Annotated in this window: 13 protein-coding genes; 4 read left to right on the top strand and 9 right to left on the bottom strand. The window is 30.9% G+C overall.

From position 1 onward, the window contains the following. Positions 1-89: 89 nt before the first annotated feature. The gene (gene prfA / locus ACSIGE_RS06035) at positions 90-1,166 is read left to right on the top strand and encodes a peptide chain release factor 1 (protein ID WP_440881871.1); all 1,077 of its coding nucleotides are present in this window, start codon (positions 90-92) and stop codon (positions 1,164-1,166) included. A gap of 309 nt (positions 1,167-1,475) precedes the next feature. After that, entirely contained in the window at positions 1,476-1,664 is a 189-nt protein-coding gene (gene rpsU / locus ACSIGE_RS06030; protein ID WP_440881870.1) for a 30S ribosomal protein S21, read from the top strand. A gap of 61 nt (positions 1,665-1,725) precedes the next feature. Here rpsU and ACSIGE_RS06025 read toward each other — a convergent pair whose 3' ends face one another. Continuing rightward, positions 1,726-2,499: a zinc ribbon domain-containing protein gene (locus ACSIGE_RS06025; RefSeq protein WP_440881869.1), complete on the bottom strand. Its 774-nt coding sequence runs from the start codon at positions 2,497-2,499 to the stop codon at positions 1,726-1,728. A 3-nt stretch (positions 2,500-2,502) separates the two neighbouring features. Beyond that, on the bottom strand, positions 2,503-3,597 hold the full coding sequence (locus tag ACSIGE_RS06020) for a Nif3-like dinuclear metal center hexameric protein (RefSeq protein WP_440881868.1): 1,095 nt from the start codon (positions 3,595-3,597) through the stop codon (positions 2,503-2,505). 58 nt (positions 3,598-3,655) lie between these two features. Here ACSIGE_RS06020 and lpxK point away from each other — a divergent pair, with 58 nt between their 5' ends. Both lpxK and ACSIGE_RS06010 read left to right on the top strand, forming a co-directional pair. Beyond that, the gene (gene lpxK, locus ACSIGE_RS06015) at positions 3,656-4,687 is read left to right on the top strand and encodes a tetraacyldisaccharide 4'-kinase (protein ID WP_440881867.1); all 1,032 of its coding nucleotides are present in this window, start codon (positions 3,656-3,658) and stop codon (positions 4,685-4,687) included. Between the two features lie 42 nt (positions 4,688-4,729). Further along, the gene (locus ACSIGE_RS06010; RefSeq protein WP_440881866.1) at positions 4,730-5,188 is read left to right on the top strand and encodes a thioredoxin family protein; all 459 of its coding nucleotides are present in this window, start codon (positions 4,730-4,732) and stop codon (positions 5,186-5,188) included. Here ACSIGE_RS06010 and ACSIGE_RS06005 read toward each other — a convergent pair. The 7 genes from ACSIGE_RS06005 to ACSIGE_RS05975 form a co-directional block, all read right to left on the bottom strand. Beyond that, a complete protein-coding gene (locus tag ACSIGE_RS06005; protein ID WP_440881865.1) occupies positions 5,185-6,249 on the bottom strand; it encodes a mannose-1-phosphate guanylyltransferase in 1,065 nt (354 codons plus the stop codon). The genes ACSIGE_RS06010 and ACSIGE_RS06005 overlap by 4 nt on opposite strands. Before the next feature lie 8 nt (positions 6,250-6,257). Then, a complete protein-coding gene (locus tag ACSIGE_RS06000; RefSeq protein ID WP_440881864.1) occupies positions 6,258-6,854 on the bottom strand; it encodes a SprT-like domain-containing protein in 597 nt (198 codons plus the stop codon). An 11-nt stretch (positions 6,855-6,865) separates the two neighbouring features. Then, positions 6,866-7,549, bottom strand: coding sequence for an SDR family NAD(P)-dependent oxidoreductase (locus ACSIGE_RS05995; protein WP_440881863.1), 684 nt, complete (start codon positions 7,547-7,549; stop codon positions 6,866-6,868). Positions 7,550-7,618: 69 nt separating this feature from the next. Next, entirely contained in the window at positions 7,619-8,566 is a 948-nt protein-coding gene (locus tag ACSIGE_RS05990; protein ID WP_440881862.1) for a DUF898 family protein, read from the bottom strand. Positions 8,567-8,699: 133 nt separating this feature from the next. Beyond that, entirely contained in the window at positions 8,700-10,220 is a 1,521-nt protein-coding gene (locus ACSIGE_RS05985) for a SusD/RagB family nutrient-binding outer membrane lipoprotein (RefSeq protein WP_440881861.1), read from the bottom strand. Between the two features lie 11 nt (positions 10,221-10,231). Next, positions 10,232-13,435 (bottom strand): SusC/RagA family TonB-linked outer membrane protein, encoded by a 3,204-nt coding sequence (locus ACSIGE_RS05980; RefSeq protein ID WP_440881860.1) that lies wholly within the window; start codon positions 13,433-13,435, stop codon positions 10,232-10,234. Positions 13,436-14,897: 1,462 nt separating this feature from the next. After that, complete coding sequence (locus ACSIGE_RS05975; protein WP_440881859.1) at positions 14,898-16,214, bottom strand: SusD/RagB family nutrient-binding outer membrane lipoprotein; 1,317 nt, start codon at positions 16,212-16,214, stop codon at positions 14,898-14,900. Positions 16,215-16,217 lie beyond the last annotated feature (3 nt).

Genomic DNA, 16,217 nt, shown 5'->3' with positions numbered 1-16,217 from the left:
AAGGTAACGATTACGTTGTATTATAAGTTATTTCGAATAGACCTCTATTTAAAGAAAAATTGTAAATTCGCGAATCAAGATATGATGCAATGTTAGATAAATTACAAATTGTTAAGCAACGTTATGATGAAGTGTCTGATTTGATTATTCAGCCTGATATTATTTCAGATCAAAAACGTTATGTTCAATTAAATAAGGAATATAAAGACCTAGGTAAGGTTGTTGAGAAAGCAAATGAATACGAAGGTTTGTTGGCAAATATAGACGAAGCTAAAGAAATTATTGCTGAAGGAAGTGATGTTGAAATGGTAGAAATGGCTAAAGCAGAAATGGATGAGGCGAAGACTCGTATTCCTCAATTAGAGGATGAAATTAAGTTTTTATTAATTCCTAAAGATCCAGAAGATGCTAAAAATGCTGTAGTTGAATTAAGAGCAGGAACAGGCGGAGATGAGGCGAGTATCTTTGCAGGAGATTTATATAGAATGTATTCAAAGTATTGTGAAAGTAGAGGGTGGAGCGTTTCAATAGTTGATTTCAGTGAGGGTACAAATGGAGGATTTAAAGAAATACAATTTGAAGTTACTGGTGAAGATGTTTACGGGACGTTAAAATTTGAAGCTGGTGTACACCGTGTTCAAAGAGTTCCTCAGACAGAGACGCAAGGACGAGTACATACATCAGCGGCTACATGTATGGTTTTCCCAGAGGCAGAAGAGTTTGATGTAGAGATTAACCCTAAAGACGTAAGAATTGACTATTTCTGTTCTTCAGGTCCTGGAGGACAATCTGTCAATACAACTTACTCGGCTGTTAGGTTAACTCATATACCAACCGGATTGGTAGCTCAGTGTCAAGATCAAAAATCACAACATAAGAATAAAGAAAAGGCATTTAGAGTATTACGCTCACGGTTATATGATCTAGAATTAGCTAAAAAGCAAGCGGAAGACGCGGCTAAAAGAGGTTCAATGGTAACTTCTGGAGATCGTTCCGCAAAAATTAGGACATATAATTATCCTCAGGGCAGAGTAACAGATCATAGAATAGGCTTGACTTTATATGATTTACAAAATATTATAAATGGGGATATTCAGAAGATTATCGAAGAATTAATGCTGGCTGAAAATACATCAAAATTAAAAGAACTTGGCGAAACAATATAAAAAGGAATTGAGTTTTGTTCCTTTTTATATGTTATTTAATTTTAGATGTCAATAAAATTTCATAAATTGCGAAACTATTTGTGTTCTATCTCAAATTAAAAAATATTTTAGAGTTATATATTCTTCTGGAGAACAAACAAATTTTTCGAAGTACATTTTAATTTCTTTTTTATTTAGAATAAAATCTTTTGATTTTACCTATTTAAGGATAATCAAAAGAGACGGACTTTCTGGCTATATGATTTATTATACTGTTGAATGTTTTTAGAACTCAAATAAATAATTATTGTATAATAAAATTATAGACATATGTTAAAAATATTAGTAAAAGAAGGTGAAAATATTGATAGAGCCTTAAAACGTTACAAGAAAAAATTCAGAGATGTAAAAGTTCTGCAACAATTAAGAGAAAGAAAGCAGTATGTTAAACCTTCTGTTTTGAGAAGAGCAGAGGTTAAAAAGGCAGCCTATAAGGAACAACTTTTTAAAGAAGATTAATAAATAAAAAAAACTCAATCAAATTTTGATTGAGTTTTTTTTATTTATTAATCTTTTTAGATTAGGCGGTAAATAAGTTGTCTATTTTTTCTCGCTCTTCAGCTGCAAGAGCTGCGTCTACCAGTATTCTACCACTATGCTCATCTATTGTTATTTTTTTTCGATTGGCAATTTCTAATTGAACTTGAGGAGGTATCGTAAAAAATGAACCGCCTGCAGCACCTCTTTCTATAGAAACTACAGCTAAACCATTTTTAACTTTTTTTCGGATTCTTGAGTATGCTTTTAATAAATGATCATCTATTGACTCAGAAAACTCCTCAGATTTTTGCTTTAATAATTCTTCTTCTTTTTCTGTTTCTTTTAAAATAGCATCTAATTCATTTTTCTTATGAGACAAATGGTTTTCTTGCTGAGTTAACTTTGACTTTGTATTGTTAATAACCTCATTCTTTTGAGTGATTTTAACTTTAAATTCTTTGATGCGTTTCTCAGATAATTGAATTTCAAGTTCCTGATATTCGACTTCCTTTGTTAAAGAGTCAAATTCACGGTTGTTTCTTACATTTTTTTGCTGTTCTTCGTATTTAGAAATCAATGCTTTTGCTTCAGTAATTGCTTGTTTTTTTGCAGAAATATCACTTTCTAAACTCGTTACATCATTGGCAAGATTAGAAAGTCTTGTGTTTAATCCGGCAACTTCATCTTCTAAATCTTCAACTTCTAAAGGTAATTCACCTCGAACGTTTCTAATTTCATCAATTCTTGAGTCAATTAGCTGTAAATCATATAACGCTCTTAATTTTTCTTCTACCGTTATGTCTTTTTTTGCCATCTTTTATAAATAGTATATTGGATTTGTACTTTCTTCACTTAAAATAATCGCAAAAGTACTAAATTTTTTGCTAAGATAATCAACCAATAAATTTTTTGTAAAACGTTCACTTTCGTAATGACCAACATCAATTAGCAAAATTTTTTCTTCTGATTTAAAAAAATCATGGTATTTGAAGTCAGCACTAATATAAGCGTCTGCTTTTGCTTTTATAGCATTGTTGATGGCAAAACTACCTGATCCACCAAGTACTGCAATGTTTTTAATAGACTTCCCAAGTGGTTTTGTATGCCTTACACACTTAGACTTAAAAGTTTTCTTTACAAAATTAAGAAAACTACCTTCATCTAGTGCATTTTGAAGCTCACCTGACATGCCCATTCCTATATTTTGATTTTTATTGTCAAGGGTAACTAATTCGTAGGCAACTTCCTCATAAGGGTGATGTCTGAATAAAGATTCTAAAATAGTATTCTCTTGATAGTCGTTGTATGTAACCGAAATACATGTTTCTGGACTAAAAGTTAGTTCACCTTTTTTACCAACTACAGGGTTTGAAAGATTTCCTCCTTTGAAACTGCCAGTACCTTCAATATTGAATGAACAATGATCATAGTTTCCAATATTTCCAGCCCCGGCTTTAAATAATTTACTCCGTAAAGCAGCTGCATTTTCTCTAGGTACGTACGTTGTAAGCTTTTTAATTAATCCCTTTTTGGGAATTAATGTTTTTAGATTTTTTAATCCAAGCATTTCACACATTTTCCCAGAAACTCCATATTTTACATTATCTAATGCGGTATGGATAGCATAAATAGCTATATCGTTTTTAACTGCACTCAGTACAACTTTTTCTACATAATTATTTCCATTTAATCGTTTTAATCCAGAGAAAATGATAGGATGAAAGCTAATAATTAAGTTGCATTTTTTTTCAATTGCTTCATTTACTGTTTTTTCTAAAGTATCAAGGGTAATTAATATACCTGTGACTATTGTATTAGAGTTCCCAACAAGTAGTCCAACATTATCAAAATCTTCTGCATAGGATAGAGGAGCAAGTTTCTCTATATGGTCAGTGATATCCTTTATTTTCATAATGGTTTTAATGATTTATAGATCACCAAAGTTAAGATTTTTAATTATTTTCGTTGAAATGAAATTAATTCGATTTTTACTTTTTCCGATAGCCGTCTTATTTGATTTAATTACATCAATCAGGAACTTATTTTTTGATTGGGAGTTTTTTAAGCAGCATAGATTTAAATTACCAGTAATAGTTGTGGGAAATTTAAATGTTGGGGGAACAGGGAAATCTCCGCAAGTAGAGTATTTAATTCGTCTTTTAAAAGATGAGTATAAGATTGCAATTTTAAGTAGGGGCTATAAAAGAAAAACAAAAGATTTTCAAATAATAGACATCAATCATTCTTCTGAAGATGTTGGAGATGAACCTTTGCAATTTTATAAAAAATTTGAAGAAGTTGATGTAGCTGTTGATTTTAATAGAGTCAATGGCATCAACCAACTTATAAAAAAAGTTAAACCACAGCTTATTCTACTAGATGATGCATTTCAGCATAGAAAAGTGAAGGGGAGTCTTTATATTCTATTAACAAAATATAATGATTTGTATTCCGATGATTTTGTTTTACCGACAGGTAATTTAAGAGAAAGTAAGAGAGGTGCTAAGAGAGCAGATATTATTATTATTACCAAATGCCCTCAAAATATGACAAAGGAAAAACGATCTTCCATAGTTAATAGGCTTAAATTACTAGATAAACAACAGATCTATTTTTCAAGTATTAAATATGATAAATTCATTTATTCAAATAATAATAAATTGTGTTTAAGTAATCTTAAAAATACAGAGATTATAGTTGTAACAGGCATAGCTAATCCATTGCCACTACTGGATTATTTAAGTCAGAATAATATAAAATATAATCATATAAAATTTCCAGATCATCATAATTTTTCGGAACAAGATTTTAACAAAATAAAAAAAATGCAAAGTAGTTTAAACACAGAAACAAAAATTGTATTGACAACTGAGAAGGATTTTGTTAGATTTGGAGCCTCGTTAAACAATCTCTTCTACTTGCCAATTCAAACAGTTTTTTTAGAGAAGGAAAAGCAGTTTAATGATTCTATCATAAATCACATTAAAAATAAAATCAATTAATTTGGTATCGTTTTTGTGCTAACTCTTTTTAATTTTAAGATTATGAAATCCGTTTTATTTGTTTTCTTTGCTTCTGTTTCATTAACACTTTTTTCACAAAATGAAGATGTAGTCATGAAACTTCATGAACTGCCAAAATGGGAACAGACATTTCAAATTGCTAAAAACAAAGCTAAAAAAGAAAATAAACCAATACTCATCTATTTTTCTGGCTCCGATTGGTGCGGACCTTGTATTAAGTTAGATAAAGAATTATTTCACACCAAAGAGTTTGTCGATTTTTCGAAAAACAAATTTATTTTGTATTTGGCTGATTTTCCGAGAAATAAAGATTTAGTTTCAGAAGAAACTAGAAAAATAAATGCAAAACTAGCTAGAAAGTATAAAAACTCTTTTCCATCGGTCGTAATAATTAATAGGAAAGGAAAGGTGCTAGGTGAAAGAAAAGGAAGCTATTTGTCAAGTTCGTATTATTCATTTTTTGAATCAGTTTTACATTAGCTTTTAAACTCTTTAATTGAGTTTGCCGCTATTTCTTTAATTTCTTGTTCATTTTCTCTCGGGCAAATTAAAAGAATATCATCTTTTTCGATAATTATAAAATTGTCTAGTCCTTTAATAATTACTTTCTTATTGTTCTCTGTTCTAATCATATTGCCATGAGAACTGTTTAATATTGTTTTTGCGCCAACTACAGCATTATTGTTGTCATCTTTGTCAAGTTTATGATAAAGAGATCCCCAAGTACCAATATCATTCCAACCAAAATTAGCAGGAAGAACAAACACATTCTGAGCGTGTTCCATTACACCAAAGTCTATTGATATATTTTGACATTTTTCGTAATTATCCTTTATGAAAGTTTTTTCTAATTCAGTATTGTAAATGTTGGGAACATCAAGAACTTTGACTATTTCAGGGAGGTGTTCATTAAATGCTTTAATAATACTTTTTACAGACCAGACAAATATTCCTGCATTCCATAGAAAATCTCCACTTTTTAAAAATTGTCTCGCCTTTTTTATATCTGGCTTCTCCGTAAAGTTTTTAACTTTCTTAACGGTTAAAGTATCATTTTCGAATTGAATATATCCATAGCCTGTATTTGGAGATTCAGGTTGAATACCGAGTGTCATTAAAATATCTTTTTCTGTACATTCATCAAAAGACATTTGGATATTATCTAAAAAATCAGCCTCATTTTCAATCCAGTGATCGGAAGGAGCAACAAGCATTAAGGCATCTGGATTTTCATTATATATTTTAAGGGCTGCATATAAAATGCATGGAGCAGTATTCCTCATAACAGGTTCTAAAAGAACTTGATCTTTTTTTATTTTAGGTAAATGTTCTAGTACTAAACTTTCGTAATTTGTATTAGTAGCCACTAAAATATTTTGAGAGGGAATTAATTTATTAATTCTGTCGAAAGTATTTTGAATTAGAGACTCTCCAGTACCTAACATATCATGAAATTGTTTGGGGTATTTTTTTGTACTTACTGGCCAAAATCTTGAGCCAATCCCACCTGCCATAATAACTGCATAACAATTACTTTCCATAAGATAATTTAAATTGATTTAATCTTTTTTGGTATTACTTCGGTATTTTGATTGAAAAGATATACTTTATTGTTGTTAAGGTTAATACACTCATAACGAGTTCTCCTTTTTGAGCCCTTTTGATATGTAACATCTTTAAAGTTAAACAGACTACCTTCTGAAAGTCTAAAAACAAAAGTTTTGCCTTTACCAGCAATACCATAGCGCAAAGCTAATGATAAATTTACATCTGTGTCCGTACTTGCTTTAGGATTTTTTAAATATTTAGCAAGATGTGGTAGTATAGATAAAGGATAAATGTCAGGTCGTAGAAAAGGAAGCATTAAATGCTGAAATATAATTTTCCATTCTTTTCCATGAGCTTGAACTTTTCCAAATTTGACATGCGTTACATGATGTGCAATTTCATGAATAAGTGTTAGTAAAAACTGATGAGGATTTAAGTTATTGTTTACTGTAATTTGCATTTTTCCATTACCAAGAGCTCTGAAGTCACCATGTTTTGTTTGGCGCTGATTCACAATTTTAAGAGTAACTTTATGCTCTTCAATAAGAAATTGTACGAGTGGTAAAGCCTTTTTTGGTATATATTTTTCTATAGACAAAAGATTTTTATTTAAGGGGTTGAATTTGATACTTGTAGGACTTTGCCGTTATAGTATCTATTCCCATTGATAGAGAATTCCATTATGTAGTCAGCCATTTCTTCTGCAGACATTGGGGCTTTATATCCAGGAAAAGCTTCTTCTAACATTTCAGTTTGTACAGCTCCTAAAGCAAGTACATTAAAAGCAATTTGTTGTTCTTTATATTCTTCAGCAAGTAGCTCTGAAAGTGTGATTACCGCTCCTTTTGCGGAGCTGTAAGCAGCTAAACCAGGGAATTTGACGCTACCTTGTACTCCTCCCATACTACTAATTGTTACAACGTGACTTTTATCGGGCATAAAAGGAAGAATATTTTTAGTTAATTCAGCAACTGCAAAAACATTTATTTTGTAGACACCTAGAAAATCATCTGAAGAAAGTTCAGAAAAAGGTTTATTGATTAATTTACCAGCATTATTAATCAAAATATCAACCATTTTCAAATTGGAACTAATGTAGTCTACAGCCTTATGGATACTTTTTAAATCAGATAAATCTGTTGAAATAGAGGTTATGTTTTTGAAGTTAAGTGTTTCTGTAGGTTCTATATTTCTTGAGAGTGCCAGAACTTTGTGACCTTGCTTAGCAAGTTTTTTTACCAGTTCAAATCCGACGCCTCTACTCGTGCCAGTGACAACGATATTTTTTTTCATCTGTTAAGTTTTAATTTTTAAGACCCCTTTGTAGGATCCTTCTATGTTTAGAACAAAAAAATTATTTGATTAAACAAGTTTAAGATCAAGAAAATCGTCTTTAGACGTTGTTTTATAATTTGCTTGCTGAATTTTATTAATTTGAATTGAATCTTCTATTTGTATAAATGAAGCTAACGCCTTGTAGGTTCTTAGAATAACAAAAGGCATGGCTAAACCAAAAGAAAAAATGATCAAAGCAAAATTAATAATGGTTAACCTAAAAATATCTCCTGTCCGAACATCAAGTTGGAACCTAGTTTTTATTTCATTTTGGTTTACTTCAATATTGTTTATATAAAACTGTAATAACTCCTTGATAAACCAAAAACTGTAAATGCCAAATGTTGAAGGGAATAAGAAAATAAACTTAATTTGTATCCAGAATAATTGAGCTCCTTCACCTTTGAATTCAAACGAAAGATTGCCAAATCTTAAATGACTGATAATATATTTTCTTAATTCAGTAAAAAACCAAGGAGTGTATATTCCCAGAGTTAAGAAGGTAGTTAAAAGACCTGAAAGAAATTTCCAATAAAGCTCAGATTTTGATCCTAAATAATGAAATTGTATTCCTTTCCAAAGTGTATTTTTTGCTCTGTACTTTAATGTTCCATGAATTACCATAGGAATTATTGAAATAAAAATAAAATAAGAGATAGCAAAAAGAAAAGGATATAACCTATTATTGGGGGCAATAAAAGAAGTGAACAAAAAGAGAAAAGTAATAGCTATTATAACGAGTAATATCAAGTAACTTTTGAAAACATCCTTAGCCGTTCCAACAAAATTAAAGCTATTTTCTTGGAGGATCGTTGAACGACAATGGAATTTTAATAACGCTACTTTTGCCCAAGGATAATATAAACCAAACGTAACTATTGTTAGTAAAATACTTTTAAAATAAAGTAATATAAATTGAGATGTATTACTATAGTATTTCATGGTTTTTTTATTTGTGTTATCTCTTAAATTCATTTTTATTAGAAGTAAATTTAATCTAGTCAGTAAAATTACTGAAATTATTTTTCAGAATCTTGTTTTAAATTTTAGTAAATAAAAAAACCGTCTATTTTAGACGGTTTTTTTATTTACTAAAATTAGATATAAATTAATTAATGTCCCAAAATATATTTGAGTTCATCGTATCTCCGTCCGAAAGCTTTTTTCTTGCTTCATCCCAGTTAGTTCTATTTATTAATTGTTCTTTTTGAGGATATGTTATCCTACTAGGAATTTTATTTAATCCTGGAACAATAGGTTCAAAAGTATCACCATTAAAGGTATCTCCTGGAACGACTAAAGTCTTAGGGAATGCTGATTTTCTGTATTCTGTCCAAGCTTCTAAACCGTCCATGTAAAGTGCAATATACTTTTGTGTTAGCACATTTTCTTCAGATGAAGAAGGTAGTGAACTGATATATGTAGTTGCATCCGATGAAGCGATTCCCCAAAATTCCATAGAAGCTTTTATACCATTCACATAGTGATTTTGATCCCATGACTTAAATTCTGACCTGATAAATTCAATTTCAGAATAGGTAAGAAGTGGTTGATTATAATCAGCTTTTATTATTTGCTCATGAGGTCTTCCTTCATTTTTAACCGCGCGTGCTGCGCTATTACCAAATCCATAAGGCACACCTATAACTTCTGTGGTTTCTTTTGCTTTATCAAAATAATGATCAACTCTAGGATCTTTATCTGTTAGTGTAGCAAAAGGTCCAACATTATTGTATAATAATTCAGTAAAAGGTAAAGCAGGTGCAAAATCTTCTCTTTTATTAACATTAAAAGCAACATGCCATGGCCCTCCTGTTAAGTCGTTCCCACCAAATTTAAAAGTAGCATTATCCATATTACTGGTAAATGCTTTGTTATCAGATTCGTTAAACACGGAGTTAGCTAAAGCTTGATCAGATTTAATTATATGTGATGCTAGTCGAAGTCTTAAAGAGTGTGCAAATTTTGACCAAAGAGTAGGATCTCCCTTATAAATATTATCACTTTTTTCGTAGTCTTCAAAAAAGACTCTTTTACTTAAATCCATCTTATTAGCGGCATCAAGTAGTTCTGCTAGTATATCTTGGTATATAATTTTAGCATCTGTATAAACAGGGCTTGTTATACCTTCTTTTAGTCTTAAAGCTTGAAAAGAAGGGTTGTCTTTTTGCCCAAAACTCCAATATGGAACATCTCCAAACGTATCGACTAGTTTGGTAAAGGTAAAAGCCATCATAATTCTTGCAACCTGTATCTGATTGTTATTATTTCCAAGAATAGCCATGTTTGGAGCAGTTTCTGGATTACTATTTAAATTAATGATTTCTTTCAAATCAGTTAATATTCTATATGGCCACTCCCAAAAGGATTCTATTTGACTTGTTCTTAGTGCATATCTATTTTCATCGGTATAGAATGTTTGTGCCCAATATTGAGAGAAACCTAAAAAACCTCTTCCTCCAGTCCATTGGTCATTCAATTCATAAGCTAAGTCAAATTGAGCGTTGGTTAGTAATGAGTTAGAAGTTGCAACAACAGGTTGATCAGGATTGTCTATATAATCGGTGTCACAAGCATGAAACAAAGTCATAAAAGCAAAACCTAACAGAGTATATTTTATTTTTTTCATCATTTTAATTTTTAGAAAGATAAGTTTAAGTTCATTCCGTATGATCTAACAGAAGGTTGTAATCCTCCTTCTAGACCTTGAATGTTGCCTGAACCAGTTGATACAGTTTCAGGATCAATACCATCATAATCAAGTCCCCATGTATATAAATTTCTACCGAAGAAGCTAATTCTTGCTTTTTCGAAAATTTTTAAGAAATCGCCTTTGAAAGTATATCCTAAAGAAACTTCTCTTAGCTTATAGAAACTGGCATCGAAAACATTTTGAGCATCTGGGCCGCCATAATGATTTGTCGCCCAGGCTTGCGCTCCTATGGTTTTTGTGTTAGGCGCTGTATTGGTAACTGTATATTTACCATTATTATCAAATGTAACGGTACCAGTTACGCCAGGTAAGGTTACGCCTGTTTCACGAATATTATTCGCAGCAGTTTCATATAACATTCCTGAAAACATTCCCCATTGATGAGTTGTAGAAAAGTATTTACCCCCTTGACTAGTTTCAAGCAAGATACCCAAATCAAAATTTTTGTATTTAAACGTGTTTTTTAGTCCTGCTGTAAAATCTGGGTTAACAGATCCTAAAGGAACTAAATCTCTTGTAGCTGCATATTTTCCTGAATCATTGATTACCTTATTACCGTTATTATCGTAGATAAAATTAGTACCCATTATTGTACCATACTGCTCGCCAACTACAGCTGTGATTTGAGTTCTAAAGGGAGCACTTGATAGTAAAATAGAATTTAAACCTTCTTTAAGTTCTACTAATTCATTTTCATTTTTTGCAAAATTCAGATCGACGTCCCACGTAAAGTTATTATTGGTTACAGGTTTAATACCTAATTGTACCTCTATACCTTTATTCGTCATTTTACCAGCATTGATTAGCTGAGAACCATAACCAGTGGAATAAGAAAGGTCAAGTGGTATAATTTGATCAGTAGTTTCATTGTTGTAATACGTGAAATCTATATTTAAACGTCTATTCCAAAAACTTAATTCAGTACCTACTTCCCATGTAGTGGTAGTTTCATTTTTAAGATTAGGATTTAACAATCTATTAGCCGCAGAAACCCTACCTACTGAATTAAAAGGATCTCGTATTAAAAAAGTATTAATAACTCTGTAAGGAGCAGTATCGTTACCCACTTGTGCCCAACCAGCTCTCAATTTACCATAATTAAACCAAGAGGAATCTTCGAATAAAAGATTGTTAAATACCCATGCAAGAGAAGCAGAAGGGTAGAAGTACGAATTATTATCTTCAGGAAGCGTTGATGACCAATCGTTTCTCGCAGTTAAATCTATAAATAGCTGGTTGTCAAAAGATAAATTTAAACTTCCAAAAATACTGTTTACTTTTTTAACACTTTCGTTAGAAGTTCTGGCAAGCGGGCCTCTTCCATTATTGATATTGTAAATATTTGGTATGCCTAAACCTCCTGTTGTAGAAATTGCTCTAGAACTTAAACGGTTGTCTCTTATATTACCTCCAAGTAAAGTAGAAAACTTAAATTTGTCAGATAGTTCTTTGTTGTATGCGGCTGTAAATTCATAATTGTATTCTTTAAAGTCATAGGTTCTTTCTAAATAAGAAGACTGTGATTGAGAACCAATAGCTGTTCTTTCTGAATTTCTAAAATTATAGGTGTCAGCATAAATACTACCTTTTAAAGTTAAATTGTCCGTAACACTATAAGCTAAACTTCCAGCTCCATATATACGAGTTCTTTTGTCTTCAGGTGTATTCTCGTAAATTGTCCAGTATAGGTTGTCCGAGTAATTAGGTTCGGCTTCGTTCCAAGCTTTCCTATTCCAAGTTCTTTGAGTACCATCTAGATTTTTGTAATTTTTGAGTCTCTCATAGTCTAACTGTCTGTGTCCCCATTGAAATAGTTTTTGAGTAACGCTATTGTCAGTGTAGCCTATAACAGGACGTTGTCCTTTCGTTTCAACATAATTTAAGGAAGAAGTAGCTGTTAAATTACTAGCAAGTCTTTGCGTTAAGCTTAATTTGGCAAAATGTTTGCTAATTTTTGTATTAGGTATAATACCAGTTTGTTTTTGATGCCCTAAAGAGAATAAAAAGTTTCCTTTGTCAGTAGCGGTAGTTAAGCTTATCACATTATTGGTAGCAATACCCGTTTGAAAAAAGCTATCGACATCGTTTTCAGGAGCTACCCATGGTCTAGTTTTTAAATAGTCATTAGGAAAACTTTTTTGATCAAATGCATCCCAATGTAAAACATTTAAGTTAGGATCATACTTAGGTCCCCAACTTTCATCTGTAGCATAGTCCACGAGCATGTATTCCGTACCATTTATAGTTTCTGTAGCAAAACCATTTTTACCTCCATTAGACGTTGATACTATACCACCACCACCATATTCTCTTTGAAGTTTAGGTAAGATGGCTACATCGGATAAAGTAATTGTAGAATTTATGTTGATCCCCAGTTTTTTAGAGTTCTTTCCCTTTTTGGTAGTTATTAAAATAACACCGTTTGATGCTCTTGATCCATAAAGTGCAGCAGCCGGACCTTTTAAAACTGTTAAAGACTCAATGTTACTTGGGTCTATGTCATTTATGGTACTACCAAAATCAACACCTCCTGAACCTCTTTGCGTATCATTCGTATTAAAATTTGAATTATCCATAGGAATTCCATCAATAATAAAAAGTGGTTGATTTTCACCTGTGACAGAATTAGTTCCTCGGATAAGGATGCGTTGCGAGCCACCTAGATTTCCTGATGGAGAATTAATTTTTAAACCAGCTACTTTTCCAGAAAGGGCGCTGATAGCATTATCGTTTTGCGCAGCTGTTAAGTCAGAAGATTTTACCTTAGGCGCCGAGTAGGCTAAAGATCTTTCTTGTCTGTTTTGACCAAAGGCTGTAACAACAACTTCATCTAATACATTGTCATTGGCCATTATTACATTCATTTTATTGGAGTTTCCAACAGTTTTTTCAATAGTTTTCATTCCAATGAAACTGAATACTAAAATATCTCCTGAATTTGCTTTTATGGTATAATTACCATCAAAATCAGTTTCTGTTCCTTGAGTAGATCCTTTTTTCAATATAGAAACCCCGGGAAGTGGTCCTGAATCATCTGATACAGTTCCTGAAATCGTTTTTTCTTGTGCAAAAATTACTTGCACACCTAATACTAGGAGCAGTATTAGTGTTCCAATAAACTTTGTTTTCATTGCGTAATTGATTGAATTAATTCTTTCAAAATTCTTAAATTAAACTTTAATAAGCAAAGAAATAAGTTGAGAATTGAGAATTTTAACGCTCCAATTATTTATGTAAAATGCTAGTTTGTTGTAATTGAGTGTTTTATTTGAATGTTGTTTTTTTTTTACTTTTTGTTAGATAAATTGTTGTTTAGTATGTGGAATATTTCTTTATCAATTATTTAATTAGCATTCAACTGTTGTACCAGAAAGAATTTATTTTTTTAAATAAAAGCTTTTTGTTAATTATTATTAATTGATATTTAATTGTTTATATGGTGTGAGTAAGTTTCGTGTTTAACGTAAGAGTTAATTATTTTCTTTAAACACAGTTGTCATAATTATAGCTGTTTTTTCCAAAAAAGAGGAGAGAATAGGTTTTATTGAATTACTTATTTTATAATCAATATTTTGTGTTGTGTTTTTATTTTTGGCAGGCTATGTTGGTTATACAGCTAGTTAATGGCAAAATAGGGATATAAAAATAAGTAAAATATCTTTTCGATCTTTTTTAGTGAAGTTCTATAAAATTAAACAACATATTCTAAAAATGTCAGATATTGAGGTGGAAGGAGTTGGGTAAATAAATGTTGTTATTAATCAAGCTAATAAAGTTTTAAAAAGGGGTTGTTGAAAAAAAGATAAGCGGAAGTGTATTAAAAAAAATGTCAGTTACTTAAAAAATATGGTGACCAACTACAAATAATAAGAAGAAGTAGCTATGGTAAGCTTATTTATTTGTTATCTAGATACTTTCGTAAGATGACTATATTTAGAATGGATAACTTAATCGTACTATTATTTAAATCTTCTAAAATAGCTAATAACTAATAAATTAAATATTTTTAAAAATCATAATAGAAGCTACATGTTTAAAATCTTGTATAAACAGTTATACAAAAAGACTATTCTGAAAGGTTGTAAAGTATTACCCTAGGTGCAGTTTATTATGGTAATGAAAATTATCTCGATTTAAAAATTATATACATTGGTACTTTTTGAAGCATAATTACTTCTATAAAAACCAAAATAAAAAAAATACGGTCTTTTTGGTCTAAATTAAGAATGAGGAGTCAGATACTTTTTACCAATTTATTAGACAGGAAACAGCAATGCTGATTGCTTTGAAAAAAGTTAAATATTATGCTTTACTAGGCAAAAAATAGTTATTTCTAATTGTTTAGGTACTCATACCATAAAAAAATAAATTTAGATAAATTAGACTTGTTGCAATGGTTTATAATCTTAAAAATTTCAGTTTAACTCTTAAATTTAATTATCCGATTTTATAATTATTACTCAATAAAACGACTTCAAAAGCGATATAAAATATATTAAAAAAAGAAAATCGTCTAAAATTATCTTTTAGACGATCTCTATATTTTTATTTATAACAATAACGTTATTTAAATAAAATTAGTTGATTAAATATTTAGTTATCCCATCCAACTCTTTTAAATAACAAGTCGTCATCTCTGCCGGGAGCATTATTGTTGAATAAATATTCATTTTCTGGATAATACCATCTTCTTGGTATAGAAGTACCTGTTACAGGTGTTAAAGAGGGAATACCAGTCCTTCTCCAATCGCTGAAGGCTTCTGGTTGAACAAACATTCCTATATATTTTTGAGTCATTATATGGTTCATGGTAAGGCTTCCGATACCTGGATTAACGGAAGTTTGAGCTACATAAGCATCATATTCTGTAGTAGATAAACCTATCTCTTCAAACGAGGCTCTAATTCCATTTAGGTAAGCTGTATGTTGTTCAGCTGGATTAGTCGAGGTTTCTGCAATTATAAATTGTATTTCTCTATATGAAATCAAATCTTCTCTCTGATTATTGGTGAAATATGGATGACTAGCATTGAAAGTAACACCTAAAACTCCTAATCTATCGGTGTCATTTAGACCTTGCATAATACTTCTTAATGTAGGGTGGAACTCAATATCTCCTTCTCTTTCAGTATTAAATCCATACCAAGGAGCATCATTGCCACTACCAGGATAAGTGAACCCCATATTATCGCTTCTGCTAGTAAAACCCATTTTTGCTTCTGAAAGAGCATTGGCATTATCACCTAAATGCAAGTAATATCTTGCTAAGATACTATGAGCAGCTAATTTCCATTTAGTAATATTTCCACCGTAGATTACATCATCATTTCCAGGAGCTATAGTTCCCGCTGGACTATCAAAAAGTGTAAAAGCGTCTGTCAATAATGTTTTGATAGCAGGGTATACGACACTACTTTGGCTATCGTAAATAGGGCTAGAATTCTCCTGTCCTAGACCAGCTTCAGTGTATGGAATATCTCCAAAAACATCAGTAACCATCATTAAGGTATAGGCTTCGAGGGTTTTTGATATTCCCAAATAGTGATTTAGCCCATTAGTTGATGCTTCGTTTTTTACAGCTTTTAGTTCGATAAAAACTTTTTCATAAAGTTGTGTCCAAGGTTGATTGAATCTTACAGGTTGAATATCATATTTGTTAAAAGATTCCCATTGTCTTTCAACACCTTCTACATGCTGAATAAACATTGTATTAAAGTTTGAAAATAATCCACCTTTAGAGTCAATAAGAGCTAATTCAATTGACGGTAAGGCAACATTAATAGGAATGCTTAGAGGTGCATTAGGATCTGAATTGTCTGTATCTTCAAAATAACTTTCACAAGAAGTTATAATAAAAGTAGATACAAAAAGAATGAATATATTTTTTAAGTTAATATCTTTAAGTTTCATTTT

Source organism: Tenacibaculum profundi, assembly GCF_052050075.1.
GTDB lineage: Bacteria > Bacteroidota > Bacteroidia > Flavobacteriales > Flavobacteriaceae > Polaribacter.
This window is presented reverse-complemented; position numbering and strand designations above follow the sequence as displayed.

What these genes read in the sequence shown, in the direction of transcription:
- ACSIGE_RS05985 (WP_440881861.1), bottom strand. Translation starts at nt 10,220, where the DNA reads ATGAAAAAAATAAAATATACTCTGTTAGGTTTTGCTTTTATGACTTTG.
- lpxK (WP_440881867.1), top strand. Translation starts at nt 3,656, where the DNA reads ATGAAATTAATTCGATTTTTACTTTTTCCGATAGCCGTCTTATTTGAT.
- ACSIGE_RS06020 (WP_440881868.1), bottom strand. Translation starts at nt 3,597, where the DNA reads ATGAAAATAAAGGATATCACTGACCATATAGAGAAACTTGCTCCTCTA.
- ACSIGE_RS06005 (WP_440881865.1), bottom strand. Translation starts at nt 6,249, where the DNA reads ATGGAAAGTAATTGTTATGCAGTTATTATGGCAGGTGGGATTGGCTCA.
- ACSIGE_RS06025 (WP_440881869.1), bottom strand. Translation starts at nt 2,499, where the DNA reads ATGGCAAAAAAAGACATAACGGTAGAAGAAAAATTAAGAGCGTTATAT.
- ACSIGE_RS06010 (WP_440881866.1), top strand. Translation starts at nt 4,730, where the DNA reads ATGAAATCCGTTTTATTTGTTTTCTTTGCTTCTGTTTCATTAACACTT.
- rpsU (WP_440881870.1), top strand. Translation starts at nt 1,476, where the DNA reads ATGTTAAAAATATTAGTAAAAGAAGGTGAAAATATTGATAGAGCCTTA.
- prfA (WP_440881871.1), top strand. Translation starts at nt 90, where the DNA reads ATGTTAGATAAATTACAAATTGTTAAGCAACGTTATGATGAAGTGTCT.
- ACSIGE_RS05990 (WP_440881862.1), bottom strand. Translation starts at nt 8,566, where the DNA reads ATGAATTTAAGAGATAACACAAATAAAAAAACCATGAAATACTATAGT.
- ACSIGE_RS05980 (WP_440881860.1), bottom strand. Translation starts at nt 13,435, where the DNA reads ATGAAAACAAAGTTTATTGGAACACTAATACTGCTCCTAGTATTAGGT.
- ACSIGE_RS05975 (WP_440881859.1), bottom strand. Translation starts at nt 16,214, where the DNA reads ATGAAACTTAAAGATATTAACTTAAAAAATATATTCATTCTTTTTGTA.
- ACSIGE_RS05995 (WP_440881863.1), bottom strand. Translation starts at nt 7,549, where the DNA reads ATGAAAAAAAATATCGTTGTCACTGGCACGAGTAGAGGCGTCGGATTT.